Origin of the sequence: Sphingomonas agri (genome assembly GCF_038148795.1) — a bacterium.
Classification (GTDB): domain Bacteria; phylum Pseudomonadota; class Alphaproteobacteria; order Sphingomonadales; family Sphingomonadaceae; genus Sphingomicrobium; species Sphingomicrobium agri.
In genome coordinates, this window is sequence record NZ_JBAPEU010000001.1 from 564,455 (window position 1) to 589,782 (window position 25,328).

The following is a 25,328-nucleotide window of genomic DNA, read 5'->3' on the forward strand; positions in this document are numbered from 1 at the left end:
CCAGACTTCACCTGCCCTTCCCGGGCAGGCGCGCAGTTCAGCCGGTTCGGAGCGTGAAGAGACGGCTCCGCCGGCGACCAGAGATAGGGCTCTTGCCACACGACTCACAACGTTTTCGTTCTACTTTTGTTCTTTTTCTCGCGACTCAATGACCAGAGTCAATGGTGCGACTCGCTGCGCTTCGAACGGGCGCCCTGCCTTCGGTTTCGCGCAGGAACTCCTTGATCTCGGTAACGATGCGCACGAGCGCGGGCCGCCACAGCACCGCGCCGACGTGATAGGTGTCGATCTCGACCGCGCGGTCGATCTCATGGTCGAGCCCCCGCGCTGCCCGTGCCGCAACGATTCCGTCGCGCCGCGACCAGAAAGCCAGAGTAGGCACTGGCGGCTTACCCTCCGAGCGCGCGAACGGCGGCTCATTCACGTCATGCCCGGCAATGCGCTCATAAAGTTCGCGGACATTGGTGTTGGTCTTGTAGTCGCCCGAAAAGGGCGAGCACAAAGTCGCGACGGCCCGGACCTTCCCGGGATGACGGTGGGCGAGCTCGCGGGCGAACATGCCGCCCAAGCTCCAGCCGACAATCAGCACCGGCCGACCATCGTAGATCTCGTCGAGCCTGGCGCTGAGGAGCTCCATCGAGTCCGTTTTCGCCCCGAGATTTACCCCGAGGCCCCACGGATAAACGCGCCACCCCGCCCGAGCGAGCGCGCGGCGCATGTCCATGGTCGTCCGGTCGCTGGCTAGGAAACCCGGGAGGACGAGTGCCGGCGGCCCGTCCTCCGGGCCTCGAGGGCCCACGGGGCCAAGGCCTGCAAGCATCCGGGGCAGGTGCCAGGCCATCTCGCGCATCCGGTGCCAGCCCGGAGGAGCAACCTCGTCCGGATGAACCGTGCCGGCCGTTCCGGCATCCGCGGTACGCACCCATTTCACGCTAATGAACATGGCGTCTTTGCGCGGGTGAAACAATAAGCCCCTGTTTCACTGTCTCTTTTTGGTAAATTCGACAATTCCCGCGCCCGTCAGGCGGGAAGCTCCTCGAGGAATGATCGGACTTCGCGAGCCACATCGCGCGCGGCGCGCCTGGAAATTCCAAATGCCATGTGATGGCAGTCGAGTTCGACTTCCTTGTCGCGCTCATCGTCGAGGCCGCGGGCCGCCCGCGGCGCAATCAATCCGTCGCGCCGCGACCACAGTGCGAGGTGAGGGACGGGCGGCTTGTCGGTGATCCTTGGCAGCGGCGGATCGTCGACCCGGTGCCCAGCGACCCTCTCATAGAGTGGCCACACCCTGTTTTGGCGCGGGTCGCCGGAGAATGGCGATCCGAGGGTGACGACGGCTCTCACGCGGTCGGGGTGATAGCGGGCATATTCACGGCCGAAGAGGCCGCCCAGGCTCCAGCCGACGATGACGATCGGCCGCTCGTGCCCGAGCCCGTCGATCCGCTCCGCAAGCTTCTCGATGGTGTCGGGTTTTGCGCCGAGATTGAAGCCCTGCTTCCAGCCGTGGACGCGAAATCCGGCACGGGCCAGTTCCCGCCTCAGCGAGAAGGTGGTCTGGTCGCTGCAGAGGAAGCCCGGGATCACCAACACCGGCTGGCCGTCGAGAGGGCCGCGCGGCCCGCGCTTCCGGAAGGTGCCGAGCATCCTCCCGATGTTCCACGCGATCTCGTGCCAGTTTCCGTGAAGGGGCGGAGCGTCGTCGCCTTCCCATTGGGGCTGCACCGCGCGCTTCATCCCCTCGGAGGAAGCGGGTGCGCTGCTGCTCAAAGGAATTCTCTTCCCATCAGCCGTTCCATGGCCCTTGGGAGCCTCACTCGTCCATCCGCAGTCTGATGGTTTTCCAATAATGGGACGAGGATCCGGGGCGAGGCGAGTGCCGTATTGTTGAGAGTGTGGGCGAACCGCACCTTGCCGCCGCTGTCCCGGTAGCGGATGTTCGCACGGCGAGCCTGCCAGTCGTGAAGCGTCGAACAACTGTGAGTTTCGCGATACTTGCCAAGGCTCGGCACCCAGCTCTCGATGTCGTTCATGCGGTACTTGCCAAGGCCCATGTCGCCGGTCGAGGTCTCGATGACCTGGTAGGGAATTTCCAGTTCGCCGAGGAGTGTCTCGGCAAGTTCGAGCAGGCGTGCATGCCATTCGGCCGACTTCGCGTCATCGGCCTCGCACACGACATATTGTTCGACCTTCACGAACTGATGGACCCGTAGCAGCCCGCGCACGTCCTTGCCGGCGCTCCCGGCCTCGCGGCGGAAGCAGGGCGAATAGCCCGCATAGAGTATAGGCAACTTGTCATTTTCGATGATCTCGCCGGAATGAAGCGAGGTCAGCACCACTTCGGCCGTTCCTGCCAGCCACAGGTCGTCGTTGGGCAGCTCGTACGTCTCTTCCTTGTGACCGGGAAACTGGCCCTGGTTGAGGAACGCCTGTTCCCGGGCGATCGCGGGAACGGTGATGGGCGTGAAGCCGGCGGCCGCGATCTGTTCGAGCGCCCAGGCCATCAACTTGGTCTCGAGCAGCGCGAGCGCGCCCTTGAGGCAATAGGTTCGACTGCCCGAAACCTGCGTGACGCGCGACAGCTCGGCCCAGTCGTTCTTCTCGATCAAGGCCACGTGGTCGAGCGGCTGGAAGTTGAACTTGGGCGGCTCCCCGACAAGGCGGACGACCTGGTTATAGCTCTCGTCCGGCCCGACCGGCGCGCCCTCGAAGGGAATGCCCGGAAGCTGGAGCATCAGCTCCTTCAGAGCCGCTTCCTCGCCCGTCAGCTCTTCCTCGAGCCGCGTCGCCCGCGTCCCGGCCTCCTTGGCCTTTTGACCGAGGGCGGCCTTGTCCGCCGCCGCAGCCTTCGGGAACTGGGCGCTGATGGCATTGCGTTCCGCACGAAGCGTGTCGATCTCGGTCTTGAGCGCGCGAACCCGCGTGTCCAGCGACAGCAATTCATCGAGGTTCAGGCGGACCCCCTTGTCGCGGATTGCCCGCTCGACAGTCTCCCGATGCGCCTTGACGTAATCCAGTGCCAGCATGGCAGCGTGCCTAGCGCAAGCTAGTCGAAGTGCAACCGGCGGTAGCGGCCGCGGAAATAGAGGAGCGGGTCGAGGGCCGCGTCGAAGCTCGCCTTCACGACCCGTCCGACGAGAATGTGATGGTCTCCTCCGTCATAGACTGCGAACCGCTCACATTCGAACACACCCAGCGATTCTTCAAGGATCGGCGCCCCCGCCTCGCCGCATGACCATGGCGTGGCGCCGAACCGGTCTTCATCACGCGTCGAAAAGCGGATGGACGCCGGCTGCTGCCTCGTCTGGAGCACATTGATCGCAAAGAAGGGCGCTTTGGTGAGCGCCGGCGCGCTCACCGCGGTTTTCGCAAGGCAGACGAGCAGCAAGGGCGGGTCGAGCGATACCGACGTGAAGCTGTTGACCGTGAGGCCCGCGGGCCGAGCCTCATCGTCGAGACAGGTCACCACGGTAACGCCCGTTGCAAAGCAGCCAAGCGCGTCCCGCAACGTGCTGGGGTCGTGCCCGCTTCGATATTCGCCCTTGTCCGGCAGGTCGGCCATGACGGGGCTATAGCGCCCTCGACTGCCATTGCGAGGCGCGATAGCGGGTAACAATGACGAGGAGGGAGAATTGATGAGCCGATTGGTCGCAGTATTTCTGGTCGGGGCGATCACGCTCGCGTCCGCGCCTGCCGCTTCCGCCCCGGTGGCGGCCGATCCCAACCTCTTTTTGGAACAGGTCGATGGCGCACGCGCCCTCGCCACGGTGAAGCAGTGGAACGCCAAGACCGTCGCTGCCCTTGAGAAGCAGCCCGGCTTTGCCGATTACCGTGCCAGGGCGCTCGCCCTCCTGTCGACCAACCAGAAGATCGCCGAGCCTGACCAGGTCCTTGGCAACAAGGTCCTCAACTTTTGGCAGGACGAGCAACATCCGCGCGGGTTGTGGCGAGTTTCCCCGCTTGCCGACTTCGCTTCGGGTCGGCCGCAATGGCGCACGCTTCTCGACATCGACGCGATGAGCAAGGCCGACAGCAAGAAGTGGGTGTTCAAGGGCGCGACCTGCCTCTCACCCGCCTATGCCGACTGCATGGTGAGCCTCTCCAACGGCGGGGGCGACGCGGTCGAGGTGCGCGAGTTTGACCTCGACAAGGGTTCATTCGTTGCCGGCGGCTTCGCGATCCCCAATGCCAAGACCGACGTCTCCTGGGCAGGTCCGGACGCGGTCTTCGTCGGCACGGATTTCGGCCCTGGAACGCTTACCGACTCAGGCTATCCCCGTATCGTGAAGCTGTGGCGGCGCGGGACTCCGCTATCCGCTGCAAGGATGCTCGCCGAAGGCGCGAAGACTGACGTTTCCGTCAACGCGACGAGCCGGGTCGATGGCGATCGCACCTGGCAGTTCGTCACCCGCGGCGTCGATTTCTATCATCGCAAAGTCAGTCATATTGCCCCCGACGGGCGCCTTGTCCCGACACTGCTGCCCGACGATGCCGATATCGTCGACGTGCTCGACGGACGTGTCATCGCGTCCCTCAAGACGCCATGGCGGGGGCATCCTGCGGGCGCTCTTGTCGCCTATTCGATCCCGGACCTCCTTTCTGGCAAGGCGCCTGCAATCGAGGCCGTCTTCCTTCCCAACGGGCACCAGGCGGTCGAAGAAGTGTCGGCGAGCAAGTCGAGGCTGTGGGCTAAAATTCTCGACGACGTGTCGGGACGGCTCATTGTTCTCGGCCGTGCCGCCGACGGCAGCTGGAGCAGCACTTCTATCGCGCTTCCGGACAAGTCGACGGTTCACCTCAACGCGGCGGCGTCCAACTCGGATCTCGCCTTCGCGACCGTCGAAGGCATGCTGACTCCGCCGACCCTCTTCCGGATCGAGCCTTCGGCGCCTCCTACCGCCATCCAGGCGCTGCCCGCACAATTCGACGCTTCGAACATGGTCGTCGAACAGCATTTCGCGACCTCGTCTGACGGAACGAGGATCCCTTATTTCCTGGTCCACCGGAAGGACGTGACTGGGCCGGTCGGCGTACTGATGCACGCCTATGGCGGTTTCGAGCTTGCCCAGACGCCGACATATCTGGTCCACGAGCCCTACCGTTCGGGCCCGCTCGCGCTGTTTTGGGTGCAGGAGGGCAACGCCTACGTCCTCGCCAACATCCGCGGCGGGGGCGAGTATGGACCAAGCTGGCACAATGCCGTGCTCCGCGAGAACCGCCAGAAGGCTTATGACGATCTCTACGCGGTTGCCGACGATCTTGTCGCGCGCAACCTGACCCAGAAGGGGCGGCTTGCAGTCTCGGGCCGGTCGAACGGGGGCCTCATGGCATCGGTCGCGATCACTGAGCGGCCGGATCTCTGGGGCGGAGCAATCATCGGTTCGCCGCTCGTTGACATGAAGCGCTACTCGCACCTCCTCGCGGGCGCTTCGTGGATGGGCGAATATGGAAATCCCGACGTGCCTGCCGACTGGGCGTTCATCAGCAAATATTCGCCCTATCAGAAGCTGAGGTGCGGCATCAGATATCCGACGCCCTTCATCTACACCTCGACGCGCGACGACCGGGTTCATCCAGGCCATGCACGCAAGCTCGCAGCGAAGCTCGAGCATTGCGGCGACCCCTTCTATTACGACGAGGCGATCGAGGGCGGCCACGCTGCCGGTATCGTTCCCGAGGAGGATGCTCAGCGGGTTGCGCTGGAGACCGTCTACCTGAACCTCGTCCTTCCCCGGCAGGATCAAAAAGCAAGACCGCGCGGCGAGAGGGGCCTTTAGGCCTAGAGTGCGAGGAGGCGCTCCGGCAGGAGGGCCAGTACCTCGGCGATCATCTCGTCGAGCGATGCGGAAACGAGATAGCGAGGCTGGAAGGCGTCGTGCCGGTAGGGCGTGTGGACTGCGCGCGCCGTCGAGAAGGGCAGCCGTTCGACGTCCCTGCTCTCGAGGCTGAAGTGGGCCTCCCCAAAGCTTGAGGCAAGACCGGCGCCGAGGATTTTCAACTCGCCGTTTTCGCGCGCGAGGCCGAACTCGACACTGTGCCAGTAGATCCTTGCTGCGCGATGTCCCTCACCCGCGGCAATTGCGGCAACACCGAGCTCTCCAACGTGCCGGGCCATTTCGGCAAAGTCGTGATGGGCGAGCATCGGGATGTGTCCGAACATGTCGTGGAAGCAGTCGGGTGCCTCGAGATAGTCGAGCTGCTCGCGTGTTCGGATGAAGTTGCCGACCGGGAACACCCGTTCCGAGAGCATTGCGAAGAAAATCTCGTCCGGGACCAGCCCCGGTACGGCGACGGTTCGCCAGCCGGTGCGTGGTTCGAGGATGGCGTTAAGGCCCTCGACGTCCGGTACGCCAGGGTGCGAGAGCTTCAGTAGGTCGATGCCATCGAAGAAGGCCGAGACAACCCGTGATCCGAGCAGCTCGACCTGACGGGCGAACAACAGGTCCCAGACTTCGTGGTCCTCGGGGGTGAACGCCTCCCAGCACTGGGGAACGACATAATCCTCCCAGCGGCCGAGTGGCCGGTCCCTGTCTATTCTTTCCTGAAGCATCTGCATGTCCTTTCGAGGCAATAAAAAACCCGCCGAGCGGGGCTCTGGCGGGGTCGGAGGCTGTCGAACTGTCGCTACGCGCGTGTCAGCTCGTTTCAGCCTCCCGCAAATAATAATAGCTCGCCGGCGCAGCCGGAGCGGCGCACATAACGGCAAGGGCGAGCAACGAGGTCATCGGACGGGTCTTATTCCATTTAGTCGATGAACGATCAATGGCGCCTTCCAGATCCACGGCGCTGATAATCCCCCGCTTCGATCCTAAGGCACTGACGTGCCATCATTTCACCTCGGCAGGAAAGACCGCCGTGCCTATCATGCTCGCCTCGACAATAGATCCAGGGGAGAGGGATCAATGTTCGACCAGACACTCGGCGGCACGCTGCGCAATCTTGCGATCGGCCTTGTACTGACGGCAGCCGTCGTCGGCGCAGGCTTTGCACTAGCCTTCTCATAGGCAGGGCGCCGGGTGGGGGGGAACGTCCCCGTCCGGGCCCGTATTTCCCGAAGGTACTCTTCGTGGCTGCTCTGCCGCGGCGATTTTTCGCGTCTGGTGGACGATTGCGGCCTTCTAGCGTCGCCGGGAAGATCAGCGCAGTAGGCGGTTGATCGCTTCGGCAAGCCCCAGGTCCCGCTCCGTAATGCCTCCGGCGTCATGGCTCGTCAGGCGAAAGTCGATGCGATTCCACACGCTCGTGAATTCGGGGTGATGGTCAACTTTCTCGGCGTGGAGCGCTACGCGGCTCAGGAATCCGAAGGCTTCGCTGAAATCCTTGAACTTCATGCTGCGGACGAGGGCCTTGCCATCCTCATCGAGAGTCCAACCGTCCGGCGTATCCATACATGCCTTGTGGCCCTTGAAATGCAGCTGTTGCAAGAGCAGGTGGGCCGCGAAGGAGAGGAGCCATGGCCACGAAGGCCGCCGAAAAGACCATTCTTGGCCTCGAGAACCCGATGGGGACCGACGGCTTCGAGTTCGTCGAATATACCGCGCCGGACATCGAGCTTCTCCGCTCGCTCTTCACGCGCATGGGCTTCCCGGAGGTTGCCCGGCACAAGAGCAAGAACGTCACTCTGCACAAGCAGGCCGACTGCAATTTCATCATCAACGCCGAGCCGGGGTCCTACGCCGAGCAATATGCGAGGGACCATGGTCCAAGCGCCTGTGCCATGGCGTTCAGGGTCAGCGATGCGCGTGCCGCACACGAGCGCGCGCTGAAGCTTGGCGCGAGCAACGTCGAGGTGAAGAAGGGCGCAGGAGAACTCGCCATTCCGGCGATCGAGGGAATCGGCGGCTCGCGCCTGTTCTTCGTCGACCGGTACGGCGACAAGGGGTCGATCTACGAAATCGACTTCGATTTCCATCCCGACTGGCGGCAGCGGATGGCGGAGGCAGATTCCAAGCTCACCTACATCGACCATCTGACGCACAACGTGAACCGCGGCCGGATGAGCGTCTGGGCGGACTTCTACGAGCGGCTCTTCAACTTTCGCGAGATCCGTTACTTCGACATCGAGGGCAAGCAGACGGGTCTTTTCTCGAAGGCCATGACGAGCCCGTGCGGCAAGATCCGGATCCCGCTCAACGAAAGCCAGGACGACAAGAGCCAGATCGAGGAGTTCTTGCGCGAGTATAAGGGCGAGGGCATTCAGCACATCGCGCTCGGGACCTCGGACATCTACCGGGCCGTCGACATCATCCGCGGCCGCGGCATTCCCTTCCAGGACACGCCCGACACCTATTACGAGCTCCTGCCGGAGCGCATCAAAGGCCATGGGGAAAGCATTCCCGAGCTCGAAAAAAGGCGCATCCTGATGGATGGTGCTCCGACCGAAGGACAGGGCCTGCTGCTGCAGATCTTCACCCAGAACGTCATTGGCCCGATCTTCTTCGAGATCATCCAGCGCAAGGGCAACGAGGGTTTCGGCGAGGGCAACTTCAAGGCGCTGTTCGAATCGATCGAACTCGACCAGGTCCGCCGGGGCGTTCTTTAAGGAAAACGGGGGGAATCGCGATCGGCCGCGAACGGGTGTAATGGTTCTTGCCATGGGTGGGGTCGCGGAAATGACGATCGACGAAGCGGCGATCATGGCCGTTCTCGAGACGATTCCCGATCCCGAGATTCCGGTGCTGACGATCACCGACCTCGGAATCGTCCGCGGCTTCGCCCATGACCCGCCGCGCGTGCTGATCAGCCCGACCTACACCGGCTGTCCGGCGACGGTCGCGATCGAAGCCTCGATCCGGCAAGCGCTCGACAAGGCGGGATTTGCCCAAGTGCACATCGAGCGCCTGCTGTTTCCTCCCTGGACGACGGACTGGATCACGCAGCGCGGGCGCGAGCGTCTGCATACCTACGGAATCGCGCCGCCGAGCCCGGCTGCACGGCCCGAATGCCCGCTGTGCGGCTCCTCGGACACGGCAGAAGTCAGCCGTTTCGGCGCGACGCCCTGCAAGGCGCAGTGGCGCTGCAATGACTGCCTCGAACCCTTCGAACGTTTCAAGTGCCATTGAGCGCGGGTTCGCGCTTCACCACTCGGCGAAACTGCCGTCCTTCGTCCGGAAAATGGGGTTTCGCCAGCGATGCCGGTCCTTGTCGGCCTCGCGGACGGCCGCTTCGTCGACTTCGATCCCAAGTCCCGGGCCTTCGGGGATTGGCAGATAACCCTCGACCGGTGTCAGGGCTTCCTTGTTGATGCAGAAATTCAGGAGGTCGTGGCCGCCCGTGTTGTAATGGATCCCGAGGCTGATCTCCTGGATCGCATGGTTGGGCGTGCAGGCTCCAATCTGGAGACAGGCTCCGAGCGCGAGCGGTCCCAGCGGACAATGCGGTGCGACCGCAATGTCATAAGCTTCGGCCATTGCAGCAATCTTGCGCACCTCGAGGATGCCTCCCGCATGGCTCAGATCGGGCTGGATGATATCGACCGCGCCCTGCTCGAAAAACGGCTTGAATTCCCACCGGCCGTACAATCGCTCGCCCAGCGCAATCGGCGTCGTCGTGTGCGCCGCGATCTCGGGCAGGCCGTCCATGTTCTCCGAAAGCAGGGGCTCCTCGATGAACAGGAGCCCAAGGGGCTCGAGCGCCTTGGCCAGCTGCTTTGCGAGGGGTCGGTGGACTCGGCCGTGGAAATCGAGGCCGACGTCCATCCCCTGGGCCTGCGCCGCCTCGACCCGGCTCACCACTTCGTCGAAATGCCGGTTCGTTCCGATCCAGTCGAGCTCGGCCGTGGCGTTCATCTTCACGGCCGTAAACCCCTGGGCCTTGCGCCCTGCGGCGGCTTCGCCGATCTCGTGCGGCCGGTCGCCCCCGATCCACGCATAGGATCGGACCTTGTCGCGCACCTTGCCTCCCAGCATCTCCCATACCGGCAGCCCGAACACGCGCCCCTTGAGGTCCCACAGTGCCTGTTCCAGGCCAGAGAGAGCGGACATGATCACGGCTCCGCCGCGATAGAAACCGCCGCGGTAGCCGACCTGCCAGATGTCCTCGATTGCAAAAGGATCGGTGCCGATGAAACGATCGCGATAAGCTTCGAACACGCCCTCGACCGCCTCGGCCCAGCCCTCGAGGCTCGCTTCGCCCCAGCCGAATGCACCGTCCTCGTCCTCGACGCGCACGAACAGCCATCGCGGCGGGACGACGAACGTCTCGATCCTGGCGATCTTCCGGGTCACACTTCGGCCTTCTTGGCCTGGGTACCGCTTCCTCCCAGGCGCCTTCCCGCGGCGTCGTCGTCTTCCTCGTCCGGGTGCTCGCTGATCTTCTTGATCGGGACGACGAGGCAGACGCTTGAGGCGGGAAGGACGTTGCGCCAGTCGGCAATCAGCTGCTTGTAGGCCTTGCCGACATTGCGGATCTTGCGGTCGAGGTCGAAGAGGCCGAGCGGATTGACGTTGCCGTTCTGCTCGCGAAGCGCCGTGTCCCAGTCAATCTGGTCGGTGAGGCTGTACCAGGTGAAGCCGACGGTCGGGATGCCGACGTTGCGCAAGCGAAGAACGTTGGCCCATTCCTTCCACAGCCATTTGACGGCCTCGTCGCCATGCGGCCCCTCCCAGAGGTTGGTTTCGGTGTGCATCACCGGAAGCCGGTAGCGGTTGTAATATTGCCTGGTGATCTCGGCGTAGCCGAACGTCTCGCCAGCAGCGACCGTATGGCCGTCGGCAAAGACCCTGTGCTCGTTCAGCTGGTAATAGTCATTGCCGAAGATGCAGTGCTGCTTGAGCCGGTGGTTGAGGAACCACTCATATTCATCCCGGCTCATCCCGTTATCGAGCAGGAACTGGTACATGCCGCTATCCACCCGCCGGCCATAATTGAGGTCGAGCGACAGGAAACGCATCTGGTTGAGGACCTCGGCCCGGCCGATCGCGCCGGGCGAGTCGGCATGATAATATTCCGATGATTCCGACTGGATGAATATCGCGTCGTGGCGGCGCTTGAGGATCTCGATCATCCCCATGACGTTCGCCTTCACCAGATGCTTGAGCGCAGTGACGAAAGAGCGGTCGTCCTTTTTCTGCTCGTTCCACCAGCCGTACTTGGCCGAGAAGACTGCGCAGATGAACATCTCGTTGATGGGCGTGAAGAGCTGAACCCAGGGGTAGCGTTCCGCGAATTCGCCAGCATAGTCCGCAAACAGCCGCGGAAAATCGGGGTTCTGGAAATTCTGGATCCAGTCGGGAACGCCGAAATGGCAAAGGTCGACGATCGGCGTGATGTCGCGCTTCTTCAGCTCCGCGAAGACCATGTCGGAGAAGTCCCAGTCGAACTTGTTGGGACCAAGATATGTCTTGTGGATCGGCGGGCCGTAACGAAGGAAATTGATGCCGATTTCCTGGACACAGTCGAAATCCTCGCGCCAGCGCTCGTAATGCCCGCAGACCTCCATCTCGTCGACGCGCGTCTTGCCGTGATTGATCGTTGGGATGCTGTTCTCGATCCCGGTCGCGAACATGAAGTTAGCGATCGTTCAATCTCCTCGGATCCTGGCGGACTCGGCCGCGCTTGCGCTGCGCGAGCGATAGCCTCGCCCACAGAAAAGGAAACCTCGGAGCCGCGATCGCGTTCGCGAGGTTTTCCACTATGAGCAACAAAAGCATGCGCTGGGCAGATGGTTTCATTGCGGTCGATTGGGGCACGACCAATCGCCGCGCCTACCGGATCGATTCGTCCGGCAAGCGCACGGAGGAATTCGAGGATCACAAAGGCGTCCTGTCGGTCGTCGAAGGGGGCTTTCCGGCTGCGATCGCCGAGATCCGACAGCGCCTGGGCGACCTGCCGCTGCTGCTGGCCGGCATGATCGGCTCCAACCGGGGCTGGCGCGAGGCGCCTTACGTGCCCTGCCCTGCCGGACTTGATGAACTTGCTCGGGGCCTGGTTTGGGCCGGGCAGCGCGAGGCGATCGTTCCAGGTGTGTCCTACCTTTCCGACGAGCGCGCAGACGTCATGCGCGGCGAGGAGGTTCAGCTCCTTGGTGCGGTCGCGGCGGGAATGGTCGACCCGATGGGCCTCGTTTGCCATCCCGGCACCCACAACAAGTGGGCAACGCTGCGCGAGGGCAAGATCAGCGAATTCCGAACGGTCATGACGGGGGAGCTGTTCAGCCTTCTCAAGGACCACAGCATCCTTTCAGACCTCCTTCAGGGAACGGTCGGGGCGAACGACGCATTCAGGAAGGGTGTTTCCCTCGGCAGCGACGAGGGAATGCTTCCAGCCGAGCTCTTTTCCGTAAGGGCCCGGGTTCTGCTGGGCGAGGCGAAGCCGACGGATGCCGCTTCCTATACGAGCGGGCTTCTGATCGGAACGGACGTGCGGATCGGCCTTTCGACCTCGACCTCCGCCGAGGTCACCGTCATCGGCCGGCCTGAGCTGACGCACCTCTACGCGGCCGCGATCGCGCAGGAGGGACGCCACGCAGTGGAGCTCGACGGGGAAGAATGCTTCCTTGCCGGCATCAAGGAAATCGCCCGGAGAATTTCATGAGCGCCAGGGACCTGCTGCACCGCTATCTCGACCAATGCCCGCTGATCGCGATCGTGAGGGGCATGACACCGGACGTCGCGGAGGCGATCGGCGATGCCATATTCGAAGGCGGCATCCGCATCATCGAGGTGCCTTTGAATTCCCCCAATCCGCTCCAGAGCATCGAAAAGCTTGCAAGGAGGTTTGGTGAGCGGATGCTGGTCGGCGCTGGTACCGTCCTTGATCCTACCGATGTGCCGCGGGTCCAGGAGGCAGGCGGGCGGATCATCGTCTCACCTGACACGAATATCGAGGTGATCGCTGCAAGCGCTGCAGCGGGCCTCGTCGCGAGCCCCGGCTATTTCACTCCCTCTGAAGCCTTTTCGGCAATCCGCGCGGGGGCGGCTGCACTGAAGCTGTTTCCGGCCGAAGGGGCGAGCCCGGCCATGCTCAAGGCGCACCTTGCAGTGATTCCGAAAGGCGTGCCGATGATCATCGTGGGTGGCATCAACCCCGATAACATGCAGCCGTGGATCGAGGCCGGAGCAACGGGCTTCGGCCTTGGGAGCGGCCTCTACAAGCCCGGTCAGACGGCCGCCGAGACCGCCGACAAGGGGCGCGCCTACGTCGCGGGAGTGAGGCGGTGAAACCGATCGAGATCGCAATCATCGGCTACGGCAAGATCGCCGAGGACCAGCACGTCCCCTCGATAAGGGCTAACGACCGCTTCCAGCTCGCCGCGACATCAAGCCGCTCCGGCCAGGGCGTCGAGCGGACCTTCACGGACTGGCGCGAAATGATCCGCAGCGTGGAGGGGCTTGAGGCGGTGGCGATCACCACTCCGCCCGAGCCAAGGTTCGCGATTGCCCGGGAGTGCGTCCTTAGCGGTCTTCATTGCCTTCTTGAGAAGCCCCCGACGGCCGGGCTTGCAGAAATCGCGGACCTGGAGGGCCTGGCGAAGGCGCAGCAGGTCAGTCTCTTCACCAGCTGGCATGCGCAGCATCACACGACCGTCGAGGCAGCTCGAAAGGCCCTTGCCGGCAAGCGCATCAGGTCGATGGAAATCCTCTGGCACGAGGACGTCCACAAGTGGCACCCGGGCCAGCAGTGGATCTGGCAGCCGGGAGGCTTCGGCATTTTCGATCCCGGCATCAACGCGCTTTCGATTGCGACGAAGATCTTTCCAGGTTCGCTCTTTGTCCAGTCGGCACAGCTCCAGGTGCCGGCAAATGCGCAGACGCCGATTGCTGCGGACCTGGTTTTTTCGAGCCCGCAGGCCGATGGGCCGCTTCACGCAAGTCTCGACTGGCGGCGCAGCGAGGGCGAGGAATGGACCATTACGATCGAGACTGCAGAGGGGGACACCGTTCGTCTCGAAGACGGCGGCACGACCCTGGTACTGAACGACGGCGAACCGCAGAAGGACACCGGGCCAGGTGAATACCCCGATATTTACCGAACTTTCCTCGATTTGATTGACGAGCGCAGCAGCCTCGTTGACGTCGCCCCCTTCCGGCTGGTCGCAGACGCAATGCTCGTCGCGCAAAGGACGAGCGTGGATCCTGTCACAATGTGATGGAGCAACTTCGCTTCCGGGGCATTGTCTGCGCGAATGCCGGATCACCCGCGTAACGAAACAGCAGTGCCGGCGACAGGATGGATCACGTGGCACAGACGACAACCGACGAACTGACGAGAGCCGACGAGGCATTTACGGGGAACCGCCTCCTTTCCACCTTCTCGCGCGAAGCGCGGGCCTTGATCGAGCCTTATGGAGAGATGGTGGAACTGGAGCCGGGCGAGATCGTGCTTCAGCGCGGTGAGCAGGTGAGTGCAAGCCTGTTCCCGGTCGGCCCGACGATGATCTCGATGACCGTGGAACTGAGCGGAGGACGAACTGCCGAAGTCGCCTCGATAGGTCGCGAAGGAGCCGTGGGAGGCATCGTCAGCTGCGGCCATGCGCCGGCTTACTCCCGCGCCGAGGTCTTGGTCCCGGGGTTCGCCTTCAAAGTTCCGATGAACTCGCTCGAAGAGGCAAAAAGCCGCTCCCATTTCATCGGCAATCTGTTCTGCCGCTTCTCGGACTTTCTTCTTGCGGAAGTGATGCAGTCGGTAGTCTGCAATGCGTTTCACTCGATCCCCCAGCGATCTGCCCGCTGGCTGCTTCATGCCCAGGATCGTGCCGGCGACCGCATTGAGCTGACGCAGGAGGCTTTCGCCCGGCTGCTCGGCGTGCAACGAACTACGGTGAACGCAGTGATCAAGGAGTTTTCGTCGGAAGCTCTTGTCGTTACCGGGCGAGGGACTGTGCGCGTGATCGACCGGGCGGGCCTCAAGCGGCGGTCATGCGAGTGCTATGAGCGGCTGCAGGAGCATTTTGCCGCCGTGATCGGCAGCGGCGGGATCGGCGGCGCCTAACTTCTTAAGCGCCACCGAAGCGTCTCGCCCGCGTGGAATGGCACAAGGCCCTCGATCTCGTCGGGTACCGGGTTATCCCCGCGCTCCAGCGTGACTGAGGTTTCGTTGAGCGGCATTCCGTAGAAATTTGCACCGTGCACCGAGGCAAATCCCTCCAACCGGTCAAGCGCCCCTTCTTGCTCGAACGCGCCGGCGTAGCTTTCGAGGGCGAACGGCGCGTTGAAGATGCCCGCGCAGCCACAGGCGCTTTCCTTGGCCCCTCGCGTATGGGGGGCGCTGTCGGTTCCGAGGAAGAATTTGGGCGAACCGGAAGTCGCCGCCTTGCGTACCGCCACCCGGTGTCGCTCACGCTTGGCGACAGGCAGGCAGTAGGCATGGGGCCTGAGGCCGCCGGCGAACAATGCATTGCGGTTGATGATGAGATGCTGCGGCGTCACGGTCGCTGCGATATTCTCGCCCGACTGCGCGACGAACTCGACGGCATCCTCGGTCGTGATGTGCTCGAGGACGATCTTCAGCCGCGGGAAATCCCTGGCAAGCCTGATCAGCACCCTTTCGATGAAGACGGCCTCGCGGTCGAACACGTCGACGTCGGGGTCGACGACCTCGCCGTGAACGCACAGCACCATGCCCAGCAGTTCCATCCGCGTAAGCGCGGGATAGATGTTCCGGATTTCGGTGACGCCCGAGGCGCTGTTGGTCGTCGCCCCGGCCGGATAGAGCTTGGCCGCGACCCACACGCCCTCTTCGAACCCCCGCGCGATGTCGTCGGGCTCAGTCCTGTCCGTGAGATAGCAGGTCATCAGCGGCGTGAAGGCCGGCGTTGCTGCATCGAGTATCCGTTGGCGATAGGCCCGCGCGGCGTCGACCGAGGTGATCGCCGGAACGAGGTTTGGCATCACGATCGCGCGGGCGAACTGCCGTGACGTATAGGGTGCGACGCGCTGAAGCATTTCGCCGTCGCGCAGATGCACATGCCAGTCGTCGGGCTTGCGGATGGTCAGCGTTTGCGATGCCACGAGCGGATCCCTAGCTAAGGCGCATGGGCAGCACCACCCTCACTGACCGCGCGGTCGTACGCCTTTCCGGCGAGGATGTGCGAGGCTTTCTCCAGGGCCTCGTCACGAGCGACGTCACCGGGTCCTTGCCGGTGTGGGCCGGACTCCTGACGCCCCAGGGCAAATGCCTGTTCGATTTTTTGGTGTGGCCGGAGGGGGAGGACCTGCTGCTCGATTGCGAGGCCGTGGCTGCCGACGATCTCGTAAAACGCCTCGGTATCTATCGTCTCCGTCGGCCGATCAGGATCGAACGTGTTTGCTCGCTTGCCGTCCACTGGTCGAGGGACGGGGAGAAGGGGACCGTCGATCCGCGTCTCGCGCAACTTGGCAGCCGCTGGCTTGCCCCGGAAGGCGAAGAAGCTCGAGGTTGGCTCGAGCATCGGCTTGGCCTTGGCGTTTGCGAAGGCCGAGCGGAACTGGGCGACGTCCTTTGGCTCGAATGCAATGCGGCCGAGCTCAACGGCGTCAGCTTCACTAAGGGCTGCTTCGTTGGCCAGGAAAACACCGCGCGCATGAACTGGCGGCAGAAGGTCGCACGGAGGCTGTTCGTGACCCGGGGACCGGGGGGCGGACGATCGCGGATCGAATATCCCGAGATCGGCCTGTCGGTCGTCCACGCGCGTGTCGATGGAGTTCCCGACAACGCGATCATCCCCGAGTGGCTGCGGTCCGCCCTTGCTCAGCCAAGGACGGCATAGGCCCTCACTGGAAACGTGCCCATGCCGCGGATCTTCGGGGGAACCGCCGAAAAACTGAACCCCTCGTCGGGCAAGCGGCCAAGGCCGGTCATGTGTTCACAGATAAGAACATTGGCTGCCAGCAACTTGCTGTGCACCGGTCTTTCCCGCCGCCTCGTATCGTCGATGTTGTTGCTGTCTATCCCGACGAGCACTGCTCCGTTCTCGACCAGCCAGTCGGCCGCTCCGGCAGTCAGGAACGAATGGCCCGAGCCATAGCCGTCGCTGCGCCAGTGACGGTCCCAGCCGGTATGGACGAGCACGGCCTTCCCGCGCACGTCCAACCGTTCAAGATCGGCAGCATCGGTTGCGAGACCGGCCTCCCACGGCCGGCGCACCACGATTCCCGGGAGGCCCACAAGGGAGCCAAGGCCAAGATCGGCAAGGTCCGCACCCTCGGCGTAGCGATGGAACGGCGCGTCCAGGTAGGTTCCGGTATTCGCGACCATGTCGATGCGCCCGATTTGGAAACTCGAACCGTCGTCATAGTTCTGCGCGGAGGCCTCGCGCGTCCAGAAGTCGCAAATATGTGGGGGCGGCAGGCCGGGATAGGTGGTCATGCCATCCTCGATCACATGACTGAGGTCGACGATCCTTTTCTCTTCCACAGTCGCCACAATGCCACGGCGGCGATCAGCATCCAAATGACATTGAGCGATGCCGAGGGCAGCGCCTGGTGCCACCAGCCGTTGATCACGAAGCCGAGGGCGCCCAAGAGGTTCATCCACTGGAACGCGAGCGACTGGCCGGTGAGGCGGCCTATCGTCACAAGCAGATAGGCAAAGAGGATCAGCGCGGCGCCAATCCAGCCGGCAACCTCCACTGCGACCTGGATCGGCGTCACGCCGCGGCCAGCCGCCTCAGCACATAGTGAAGAATACCGCCGGAGCGGAAATATTCGAGTTCGTTGTAGGTATCGATGCGGCAACGCGCAGTGAGGCTGAACTCTTCGCCGCTGTCACGGGTCACCTTCACTTCGACGTCCTGCCGCGGCTTCAGCTCTGCGATGCCCTCGATCGTATATTTCTCGGTGCCGGTCAGGCCGTGGCTCTCGGCATTCTCGCCGTCGCGGAACTGCAGCGGAAGAACGCCCATTCCAACGAGGTTCGAACGGTGAATACGTTCGAAGCTTTCTGCGATGACGGCGCGCACGCCGAGGAGAACGGTACCCTTCGCCGCCCAGTCGCGCGAGCTTCCCGTGCCATATTCCTTGCCCGCAATGACGACCAGCGGACGGCCGTCCTGCTTGTAAAGCATGGCGGCATCATAGATCGGCATGACCTCGCCCGTGGGTGCATATCTGGTGAAGCCGCCTTCAACATTGTCGAGCATCCGGTTGCGGATACGGATGTTCGCGAACGTGCCGCGCATCATCACTTCGTGGTTGCCGCGCCTCGAACCGTAGCTGTTGAACTCCCCGCGGCTGACCCCGTGCTCGAGGAGATAACGTCCGGCAGGACTGTCCGGCTTGATTGCGCCTGCAGGCGAAATGTGGTCGGTCGTGATGGAATCGCCGAAGATCGCCAGCGGCCGGGCCCGCTCGATGTCCATGAGCTGCGCCGGCTTCATGGTCATGCCCGTGAAATAGGGAGGATTCTGGATATAGGTCGACAGCGGCGGCCAGCTGTAGGTTTCGCCGCCGGTGATCTCGATCGCCCGCCAGCGTTCGTCGCCGCGATAGACGTCGGCATAGCGGCGGCGGAACATGTCGGAATGCACATGGGCATCGATCAGCGTCCGGATCTCGGCGTTGGTCGGCCAGATGTCCTTAAGGTAGACCGGCTCCCCGCTGGACGTCGTGGCGATCGGCTCGTTGACCATGTCGGAACGCACGGTTCCCTTCAGCGCATAGGCAACGACAAGCGGCGGGGAAGCGAGATAATTGGCCCGGCAGTCGGGCGAGACCCGTCCTTCGAAATTGCGGTTGCCAGAGAGGACGCTGACCGCGACGAGGTCATTGTCGTTGATGGCTTTGCTGATCTGCTCCGGTAGCGGTCCGGAATTACCGATGCAGGTCGTGCAGCCATAGCCCACGAGGTCGAAACCGAGCGCATCCAGATCCTCCTGAAGGCCGCTCTCGTTCAGATAGTCGGTGACGACCTGGCTTCCGGGCGCAAGGCTCGTCTTGACCCAGGGCTTGGCGGTCAGACCCTTCTCGCGCGCCTTCCGGGCGACGAGGCCGGCCGCGATCAGGACCGAAGGATTCGACGTATTCGTGCAGCTCGTGATCGCAGCGATGGCGACGTCGCCGTTGCCGAAATCGAAGCTTTCGCCCTCGACTGCAACGCGCGGTGCATCGCCCTTGTGATAGGTGTCGTCGAGGTCCTGGTTGAACTTCTCGTCCACTTCGCTCAGCAGGACCCGGTCCTGGGGCCGCTTGGGGCCCGCGAGCGAGGGCTCGATGGTGGCCATGTCGAGTTCCAGAGTGTCGGTAAACAAGGGCTCGGGTGAGGAGGCGTCGCGCCACAGTCCCTGCGCCTGGGCATAGGCACGCACGAGCGCGATCTGATCCTCATCGCGGCCGGTAAGCTTCAGATAGTCGATGGTTCGCTCATCGACCGGGAAGAAGCCGCAGGTCGCGCCATATTCGGGCGCCATGTTGCCGATCGTTGCACGGTCGGCGAGCGGCAGGTTTTCAAGACCGGGACCGTAGAATTCGACGAACCGGCCGACGACGCCCTTCTGCCGGAGCATCTGGGTCACGGTCAGCACGAGATCCGTGGCAGTGATGCCTTCGGCCAGCTCGCCCGAGAGGCGGAAGCCGACCACTTCGGGAATGAGCATGCTGACGGGCTGGCCAAGCATCGCCGCTTCTGCCTCGATTCCGCCGACGCCCCAGCCAAGGACGCCGAGGCCGTTGACCATGGTCGTGTGACTGTCGGTGCCCACCAGCGTGTCCGGATAGGCGATGGTGTCGCCATTCTGGTCCTCGTCGCTCCAGACGACCTGGGAGACATGTTCGAGATTGACCTGGTGGCAGATGCCGGTCCCGGGCGGCACCACCTTGAAATTGTCGAAAGCTTGGCTTCCCCACTTCAGGAACTCGTAGCGCTCGGCATTGCGCTGATATTCAAATGCGACGTTGCGCTCGAAGGCCCGGGGATTGCCGAATTCGTCGACCATTACGCTGTGGTCGATGACGAGGTGTACCGGAACCAGCGGATTGATCTTCTGCGGATCGCCGCCAAGCTGCGCCATCGCATCGCGCATGGCAGCAAGGTCGACGACAGCCGGAACACCGGTAAAGTCCTGCATGAGCACCCGCGCTGGTCGGTACTGGATCTCCCGGTTGATGCGCCGTTCCTTGAGCCAGTCGGCCATGGCCTGAAGGTCGTCGCGGGTGACCGTCTCGCCGTCTTCGAAGCGCAGCAGGTTTTCGAGGAGGACCTTCATCGAGAAAGGCAGACGCGCAATGTCGCCGAGGGCCTCGCCAGCCTTTTTCAGCGAAAAATAGGCATAGGTCTTGCCCCCCGCTTCGAGCGTTGCGCGGGTGTGGAGGCTGTCCTTGCCGGTGAGGATCATCGCTGTCTTTCTGGGGCCATGTTCTAGATGGGAACGCGGGGGCGCTTAGCAACCTGCTCACAACCCCGCAAACTCTGGCCTCAAGAGTAGATTCTTGCGCCAAAGTGAACGGGGACTGCGCCGGACGGCGTCAGCCACCCTCGCATTCGTCTCGGAGCCGCAATAAGTCTGGTTAGCGACTTGGAAGGGAGCGCCAGCGTGACTCGCGATACGGATTATTTTCGCCGCCGGGCCGCCGAAGCGCGCGCAGCGGCCTGCTCAAAGGACGAGCCGGAGCGAGTCGAGATCGCAGGCGAACTGGCGCTCGCCTATGCGGCGCTCGCGCGCCGCCGGGCAAAGGCCCTTGCCGCTGCCGAGGACAGGCCCGCCATTCCGCTCGAGCAGCCTGCCTAGGCTCAGATCCAGCCGCGCTTCCTGAAATAAAGATAGGGGCAGACCGCGCTCGCAAACATGACCGCGAGCGAAAGCGGATAGCCATAATGCCAGTTGAGCTCGGGCATGTAGCGAAAGTTCATGCCGAAGATGCCCGCGATCAGCGTCGGCGGCAGAAACACGACCGCGGCCCAGGAGAAGAGCTTCATCGCCGCATTCTGCTCGATGCTGATGAGGCCGAGCGATGCATCGAGCAGGAAGGTCAGATTGTCCGACAGGAAGCTCGCATGCTCGCTGAGCGAGGTGACATCGGTGCTGAGGCTGGTGAGGTGGTGCCTGACCTCAGACTGCTCGGCTTCGTGGAAGCGGTTGGCACCCGAGAGGAAGCTCAGCATCCTGATCGTGCTCACCGCCGAATAGCGGATTTTGGTTAGGAGGGTCTGGCTACGGCCGATCCGGGTGAGCAGCGCCGTCAGCCGCGCGGCGGGAATGCGCCGCTCGTCGACGTCCTTGTGGAAGATCTGCGACGACAGCTCCTCGAAGTCGCGCGTTACTTCCTCGAGCTCGTCAGCGAGGCGGTCGATGATCGCATCCAGCATCCGGACCAGCGCCGTGGGGGCGTCGCGCACGAGCTGGCCGTCGCGCCGGGCATGTTCGGAGAAGCTGCGGATGGGCTTGGGTGTCGCATAGCGCACCGTGACGAGCCGGTTGTCGGTAAGAACGAAGCTGATGGGCGTCGTTCGCGGGTCTCCGTCGAGCACGCCGTAGAGGACGCTCACGGTCATGTAGAGCGCGCCGTTTCGCTCATAGAGACGGCTGGAAGGCTCGATCTCTGCCATCTCGTCCTCGGTCGGAACATCGAGACGGACGCAGCGCTCCACCAGCGATTCTTCTTCTTCGGTGGGCTCCTCGAGATCGACCCAGGTCGCGGTCTCCGGGATCATGTCGAGCTTGGCTTCGACAACTTCCCCAGTACAGCCAGGACCGTAAACGCGTAGCATGCGAGGCGTGATCAGCCGAATGGCCGATCTTTGCAAGCAGGAGCCTTCTGCTAATCCCCTCCAATGTCCCGGCGGGCCTGGCTCCTTACGATCCTCATCCTCGCTGCAGCCGCTGCGATGCTCCTCGCCATGGGCCGAAACCCGATCTGCACCTGCGGTACGGTCCAGCTGTGGGTCGGCGAGCGCGACAGCGCAAAGACCAGCCAGATGCTCGCGGACTGGTACAGCCTCAGCCACATCGTGCACGGCCTCCTCTTCTATGGATTATTGTGGCTGATCGCCCGCCGGTGGCCGGTCGAACGGCGGTTTCTCGTCGCCCTTCTCGTTGAAGCGGCCTGGGAGGTCACGGAAAACACGCCCCTTGTCATAGACCGCTACCGCGCGACCACGGCGGCTCTTGGCTACGCTGGCGACAGCGTCATCAACTCCCTTTCGGATATCGCGATGATGGCGCTCGGCTTCCTGCTTGCCCGCAAGCTGCCCATCCGGGCTGCGCTCGTGCTTGTGCTTGCGCTCGAAGTGATCCCGCTGTTTACCATCCGCGATAACCTGACGCTCAACATCTGGGAGTTAATCGCTCCCAATAAGGCGGTGCAGGCGTGGCAGGCCGAGCGTTAAGGCACCAAAGACGGGACGGAGTGTTGTCCTAGAACACTTCGACGGGAGAGGCTCTTGAAATCGGTTGCAATGCTCGGTGCAATGGCGATCGCGGCTGCCCTGGGATCCAGCGCGCAGGCGGCGGAGCTGTTCGGCGGCGTCCACGTTCATGACGTCAAGACGCCGCTCGACGATGCCGGGATCGAAAGCGGCGTCGACCTCTCGCTCGGCCTTCGCGGTGGCCGTATCGGCCATCTCTGGAGCGGGATTCTCGAGCCTTATGGGTTCATCGCCGTCAACACTGCAGGCAATACCAATTACGGCGCCCTTGGAATTGCCGCGAAATACTCGCTCGGTCGCGGCTGGTACCTGAGGCCTGGCCTCGGGATTGCCGTTCACACCGGCTCCGCCGGCAAGTTCTACCGGACCGACAAGATCGCGTTCGGGAGCCGCGTCTTGTTCGAGCCCGAGCTTGGCATCGGGACAAGGCTGAGCAGGCGTTTCAGTATAGAGGCGAGCTGGGTACACATGAGCCACGCGCAGTTGTTCGGGAAGGAGAATCCCGGGATCGACAACCTGGGCGTTCGAGTGAACTTCGCGATCTAGGCGACTAGCGCCCGATCATCGTCTCCGGCTTCACCACCCTGTCGAACGTCGCTTCGTCGACGAGGCCGAGCTCGAGGCCGGCCTCCTTGAGCGTGAGGCGCTTCTTGTGCGCGTGCTTGGCGATGGCGGCGGCATTGTCGTAGCCGATTTCGGGAGCGAGCGCCGTCACCAGCATCAGCGACCGGTTCATCAATTCCGCGATCCGGTCTTCGTCGGGCTCGGTACCCTCGAGCAACCGCTCCGTGAAGCTTTCCATGCCGATCGAAAGAAGGTTGATCGAGCGGATCACGTTGGCCCCGATCATCGGCTTGAACACGTTCAGCTCGAGGTGGCCCTGCATGCCGCCGATGGTGACCGCCACGTTGTTGCCGGCGACCTGGGCAGCAACCATTGTCAGCATCTCGGCCTGCGTCGGGTTCACCTTGCCGGGCATGATCGAACTCCCGGGCTCGTTTTCGGGAAGCTTGAGCTCACCAAGGCCGCACCTCGGACCGGAGCCGAGCAGGCGGATGTCATTGGCGATCTTGGTGCAGGCTGTCGCGATCACGTTGAGGACGCCGGAAAGCTCCACCATCGTGTCATGGGCGGCTAGTTCCGCGAACTTGTTGGGCGCCGAGGTGAATGGCAGGTGGGTGAGGCTTGAGACTTCCTTGGCAAACTGCTCGGCAAAGTCCGCCGGGGCATTGAGGCCGGTGCCGACGGCGGTGCCGCCCTGAGCAAGCCGTAAGATTCTTGGAAGAACGCCTTCGACCCTGGCGATGCAGTCGGCGATCTGCGTCGCATAGCCCGAAAACTCCTGGCCCAGCGTCAGCGGCGTCGCATCCTGAAGGTGGGTCCGGCCAATCTTGACGATCGAATCCCATCGCTGCGCCTGCATGGAAAGCTGCTCATGCATCGCTGCGAGCGCAGGCAGCAGCCGCATGTGCACTGCCCGTGCCGCGGCGATGTGCATCGCCGTTGGGAAGCTGTCGTTGGACGACTGGCTCTTGTTCACATGATCGTTGGGGTGGACTGGAGACTTGCCGCCCCGCTTCCCGGTCAGGATCTCGTTGGCGCGCCCGGCGATCACCTCGTTCGCATTCATGTTCGACTGGGTGCCAGAGCCCGTCTGCCACACGACCAGCGGAAACTGGCTGTCGAGGTCGCCGCGCGCGACCTCTGCGGCAGCCTGCTGGATCACTTCGGCAATTTTGGGATCGAGACCAGCGATGCGCGCGTTCACGCGTGCCGCGGCCTGCTTGATGAAGCCGAGCGCGTGGACGATCTCGAGCGGCATCTGCTCGCGCGCGCCGAAAGGAAAATTCCCGATCGAGCGCTCGGTCTGGGCACCCCAATAGGAATCGGCGGGAACTTCGATGGGGCCGAAGCTGTCGGTCTCGGTACGGGTCTGGGTGGACATGCAGGGATCCTTTTGGGCAGGCCGGCCTTCCTCGAGCGCCATTCGCCTTTGTCTTCGGCTGGCGCTTTGGAGGCAGGCCGGGCCCGGATCAAGTCCGGGTGGCGATCACTTCTTGCGCGTGAAATCCACGCTGACGACGTTCGAGCCATCCTCCCGCGTCTCGGCAGCTTCGGCTTCGGGGGGATCATTTTCCGCCTGCTCGTGCTCCTCGTGCGGGACGCCTTCAGCGTTCGCCTGGAAGGTCAGTGCAAAATCGACACCCGGATCATGGAACTGCGTCACTGCAGCGAAAGGCACGTGAAGAGTCGCGGGAACTCCGCCGAAGGACAGGCCGACGGTGAAGCTTTCGTCCTCGACCTTGAGATCCCAGAAACGGTGCTGGATGACGATCGTCATCTCGTCGGGGAACCGCTCGAGCAGATGCTTGGGGATCGCGACCCCCGGCATTCTCGTCTTGAACGTGATGTAGAAATGATGGTCCCCGGGAAGCCCCCCTGAGCGTTCGACCTCGCCAAGGACGCGGCCGACGACGGCGCGCAGCGCGTCCTGCACGATTTCGTCGTAGGGAATGAGGCTCTCGGGAGTCTCGTCGCTCATGTCTTTGTGGTAGCGGGCAGGCGAGCCCGGTCAAGCGGAGTCCGCCTAATGCCGATCAATGCCACCGACCCCTATGACGAGGAGAATATCTTCGCGCGCATCCTTCGCGGCGAGATCCCCTCCAGCAAGGTTTATGAAGACGACTATTCGCTTGCCTTCAATGACATCAACCCGCTGGCTCCCGTTCATGTGCTGGTGATCCCCAAGGGGCCGTATGTTTCCTGGGATGACTTTTCCTCGAACGCCCCGGATGCTCAGATTGCCGGATTCGTGCGCGCCGTTGGCAAGATCGCCCGTGATGCAGGCCTCGTCGAAAAGGGCTATCGGCTCCTTGCCAATGTCGGGCCGAACTCCGGGCAGGAGGTTCCGCACCTCCACGTGCACATCTTCGGAGGCCGGCCTCTGGGGCCAATGCTTGCGCGCTAGGTAACTTTCACGGCGCGTTCAGGCGCAAGCGAAGCTAATGCGTAAGGGATTGCCCTTGGCCCGCCAGCCGCTAGGGTCGCAACCA

27 protein-coding genes are annotated in these 25,328 nt (G+C 63.1%); 12 read left to right on the forward strand and 15 right to left on the reverse strand.

Annotation, left to right across the window (positions count from 1 at the left end; all coding sequences use genetic code 11):
* Nucleotides 1–145: 145 nt before the first annotated feature.
* The 4 genes from V8192_RS02875 to V8192_RS02890 form a co-directional block, all read right to left on the reverse strand.
* A complete protein-coding gene (locus V8192_RS02875) occupies nt 146–922 on the reverse strand; it encodes an esterase/lipase family protein (protein WP_341631542.1) in 777 nt (258 codons plus the stop codon).
* 98 nt (nt 923–1,020) lie between these two features.
* Complete coding sequence (locus V8192_RS02880; protein WP_341631543.1) at nt 1,021–1,734, reverse strand: alpha/beta fold hydrolase; 714 nt, start codon at nt 1,732–1,734, stop codon at nt 1,021–1,023.
* A gap of 29 nt (nt 1,735–1,763) precedes the next feature.
* Entirely contained in the window at nt 1,764–3,023 is a 1,260-nt protein-coding gene (gene serS, locus V8192_RS02885) for a serine--tRNA ligase (protein WP_341631544.1), read from the reverse strand.
* 20 nt (nt 3,024–3,043) lie between these two features.
* Nucleotides 3,044–3,559 (reverse strand): flavin reductase family protein, encoded by a 516-nt coding sequence (locus V8192_RS02890; RefSeq protein ID WP_341631545.1) that lies wholly within the window; start codon nt 3,557–3,559, stop codon nt 3,044–3,046.
* A gap of 73 nt (nt 3,560–3,632) precedes the next feature.
* On the opposite strand from V8192_RS02890, the gene V8192_RS02895 reads away from it, so the two are divergent.
* Nucleotides 3,633–5,774, forward strand: coding sequence for a prolyl oligopeptidase family serine peptidase (locus V8192_RS02895; RefSeq protein WP_341631546.1), 2,142 nt, complete (start codon nt 3,633–3,635; stop codon nt 5,772–5,774).
* Between the two features lie 2 nt (nt 5,775–5,776).
* On the opposite strand, the gene V8192_RS02900 is transcribed toward V8192_RS02895, so the two are convergent.
* Together V8192_RS02900 and V8192_RS02905 are read right to left on the reverse strand one after the other, a co-directional pair.
* On the reverse strand, nt 5,777–6,547 hold the full coding sequence (locus V8192_RS02900; protein ID WP_341631547.1) for a phenylalanine 4-monooxygenase: 771 nt from the start codon (nt 6,545–6,547) through the stop codon (nt 5,777–5,779).
* A gap of 586 nt (nt 6,548–7,133) precedes the next feature.
* On the reverse strand, nt 7,134–7,385 hold the full coding sequence (locus V8192_RS02905) for a 4a-hydroxytetrahydrobiopterin dehydratase (protein ID WP_341631548.1): 252 nt from the start codon (nt 7,383–7,385) through the stop codon (nt 7,134–7,136).
* 65 nt (nt 7,386–7,450) lie between these two features.
* On the opposite strand from V8192_RS02905, the gene hppD reads away from it, so the two are divergent.
* Together hppD and paaD are read left to right on the forward strand one after the other, a co-directional pair.
* Nucleotides 7,451–8,539 carry a 4-hydroxyphenylpyruvate dioxygenase gene (gene hppD / locus V8192_RS02910; protein ID WP_341631549.1) on the forward strand — a complete coding sequence of 363 codons (1,089 nt, stop codon included), beginning with the start codon at nt 7,451–7,453 and terminating at the stop codon, nt 8,537–8,539.
* A gap of 70 nt (nt 8,540–8,609) precedes the next feature.
* Nucleotides 8,610–9,059, forward strand: a complete 450-nt coding sequence (gene paaD, locus V8192_RS02915; protein WP_341631550.1) for a 1,2-phenylacetyl-CoA epoxidase subunit PaaD — start codon at nt 8,610–8,612, stop codon at nt 9,057–9,059.
* Between the two features lie 15 nt (nt 9,060–9,074).
* Here paaD and dgoD read toward each other — a convergent pair whose 3' ends face one another.
* Nucleotides 9,075–10,223 (reverse strand): galactonate dehydratase, encoded by a 1,149-nt coding sequence (gene dgoD / locus V8192_RS02920; RefSeq protein WP_341631551.1) that lies wholly within the window; start codon nt 10,221–10,223, stop codon nt 9,075–9,077.
* Entirely contained in the window at nt 10,220–11,503 is a 1,284-nt protein-coding gene (locus V8192_RS02925) for a family 1 glycosylhydrolase (RefSeq protein ID WP_341631552.1), read from the reverse strand. The genes dgoD and V8192_RS02925 overlap by 4 nt, the downstream gene beginning before the upstream one ends.
* A gap of 128 nt (nt 11,504–11,631) precedes the next feature.
* On the opposite strand from V8192_RS02925, the gene V8192_RS02930 reads away from it, so the two are divergent.
* The 4 genes from V8192_RS02930 to V8192_RS02945 all read left to right on the forward strand — a co-directional run bounded on the left by V8192_RS02930 (nt 11,632) and on the right by V8192_RS02945 (nt 14,928).
* The gene (locus V8192_RS02930; protein ID WP_341631553.1) at nt 11,632–12,531 is read left to right on the forward strand and encodes a 2-dehydro-3-deoxygalactonokinase; all 900 of its coding nucleotides are present in this window, start codon (nt 11,632–11,634) and stop codon (nt 12,529–12,531) included.
* Complete coding sequence (locus tag V8192_RS02935) at nt 12,528–13,157, forward strand: 2-dehydro-3-deoxy-6-phosphogalactonate aldolase (RefSeq protein ID WP_341631554.1); 630 nt, start codon at nt 12,528–12,530, stop codon at nt 13,155–13,157. The genes V8192_RS02930 and V8192_RS02935 overlap by 4 nt, the downstream gene beginning before the upstream one ends.
* Nucleotides 13,154–14,086: a Gfo/Idh/MocA family protein gene (locus V8192_RS02940; protein ID WP_341631555.1), complete on the forward strand. Its 933-nt coding sequence runs from the start codon at nt 13,154–13,156 to the stop codon at nt 14,084–14,086. Before V8192_RS02935 ends, V8192_RS02940 begins: the two co-directional genes overlap by 4 nt.
* Nucleotides 14,087–14,175: 89 nt before the next feature.
* Nucleotides 14,176–14,928 carry a Crp/Fnr family transcriptional regulator gene (locus tag V8192_RS02945; RefSeq protein ID WP_341631556.1) on the forward strand — a complete coding sequence of 251 codons (753 nt, stop codon included), beginning with the start codon at nt 14,176–14,178 and terminating at the stop codon, nt 14,926–14,928.
* Here V8192_RS02945 and pyrC read toward each other — a convergent pair.
* Nucleotides 14,925–15,947 (reverse strand): dihydroorotase, encoded by a 1,023-nt coding sequence (pyrC, locus tag V8192_RS02950; protein WP_341631557.1) that lies wholly within the window; start codon nt 15,945–15,947, stop codon nt 14,925–14,927. The two genes, V8192_RS02945 and pyrC, sit on opposite strands and share 4 nt — an antisense overlap.
* Nucleotides 15,948–15,970: 23 nt before the next feature.
* On the opposite strand from pyrC, the gene ygfZ reads away from it, so the two are divergent.
* Nucleotides 15,971–16,684, forward strand: a complete 714-nt coding sequence (gene ygfZ / locus V8192_RS02955) for a CAF17-like 4Fe-4S cluster assembly/insertion protein YgfZ (protein WP_341631558.1) — start codon at nt 15,971–15,973, stop codon at nt 16,682–16,684.
* Here the strand turns inward: ygfZ and V8192_RS02960 are convergent.
* The 3 genes from V8192_RS02960 to acnA are packed head-to-tail and all read right to left on the reverse strand — an operon-like array spanning nt 16,666 to nt 20,245.
* Nucleotides 16,666–17,340, reverse strand: coding sequence for a cyclase family protein (locus V8192_RS02960; protein ID WP_341631559.1), 675 nt, complete (start codon nt 17,338–17,340; stop codon nt 16,666–16,668). The two genes, ygfZ and V8192_RS02960, sit on opposite strands and share 19 nt — an antisense overlap.
* Nucleotides 17,295–17,567 (reverse strand): CBU_0592 family membrane protein, encoded by a 273-nt coding sequence (locus V8192_RS02965; protein ID WP_341631560.1) that lies wholly within the window; start codon nt 17,565–17,567, stop codon nt 17,295–17,297. Before V8192_RS02965 ends, V8192_RS02960 begins: the two co-directional genes overlap by 46 nt.
* Nucleotides 17,564–20,245 (reverse strand): aconitate hydratase AcnA, encoded by a 2,682-nt coding sequence (acnA, locus tag V8192_RS02970; RefSeq protein WP_341631561.1) that lies wholly within the window; start codon nt 20,243–20,245, stop codon nt 17,564–17,566. The genes V8192_RS02965 and acnA overlap by 4 nt, the downstream gene beginning before the upstream one ends.
* A gap of 198 nt (nt 20,246–20,443) precedes the next feature.
* On the opposite strand from acnA, the gene V8192_RS02975 reads away from it, so the two are divergent.
* Complete coding sequence (locus V8192_RS02975) at nt 20,444–20,638, forward strand: hypothetical protein (protein WP_341631562.1); 195 nt, start codon at nt 20,444–20,446, stop codon at nt 20,636–20,638.
* Nucleotides 20,639–20,640: 2 nt separating this feature from the next.
* Here the strand turns inward: V8192_RS02975 and V8192_RS02980 are convergent, their stop codons facing one another.
* Nucleotides 20,641–21,618 carry a magnesium transporter CorA family protein gene (locus tag V8192_RS02980; RefSeq protein WP_341631563.1) on the reverse strand — a complete coding sequence of 326 codons (978 nt, stop codon included), beginning with the start codon at nt 21,616–21,618 and terminating at the stop codon, nt 20,641–20,643.
* Nucleotides 21,619–21,681: 63 nt separating this feature from the next.
* Here V8192_RS02980 and V8192_RS02985 point away from each other — a divergent pair, with 63 nt between their 5' ends.
* Both V8192_RS02985 and V8192_RS02990 read left to right on the forward strand, forming a co-directional pair.
* Entirely contained in the window at nt 21,682–22,236 is a 555-nt protein-coding gene (locus V8192_RS02985; RefSeq protein ID WP_341631564.1) for a DUF2585 family protein, read from the forward strand.
* 54 nt (nt 22,237–22,290) lie between these two features.
* Nucleotides 22,291–22,821 carry an acyloxyacyl hydrolase gene (locus V8192_RS02990; RefSeq protein ID WP_341631565.1) on the forward strand — a complete coding sequence of 177 codons (531 nt, stop codon included), beginning with the start codon at nt 22,291–22,293 and terminating at the stop codon, nt 22,819–22,821.
* Between the two features lie 4 nt (nt 22,822–22,825).
* Here V8192_RS02990 and fumC read toward each other — a convergent pair whose 3' ends face one another.
* Both fumC and V8192_RS03000 read right to left on the reverse strand, forming a co-directional pair.
* Nucleotides 22,826–24,220, reverse strand: a complete 1,395-nt coding sequence (fumC, locus tag V8192_RS02995; RefSeq protein WP_341631566.1) for a class II fumarate hydratase — start codon at nt 24,218–24,220, stop codon at nt 22,826–22,828.
* A 105-nt stretch (nt 24,221–24,325) separates the two neighbouring features.
* Complete coding sequence (locus V8192_RS03000; protein ID WP_341631567.1) at nt 24,326–24,817, reverse strand: SspB family protein; 492 nt, start codon at nt 24,815–24,817, stop codon at nt 24,326–24,328.
* A 48-nt stretch (nt 24,818–24,865) separates the two neighbouring features.
* Here V8192_RS03000 and V8192_RS03005 point away from each other — a divergent pair, with 48 nt between their 5' ends.
* Entirely contained in the window at nt 24,866–25,243 is a 378-nt protein-coding gene (locus V8192_RS03005) for a histidine triad nucleotide-binding protein (protein ID WP_341631568.1), read from the forward strand.
* Nucleotides 25,244–25,328 lie beyond the last annotated feature (85 nt).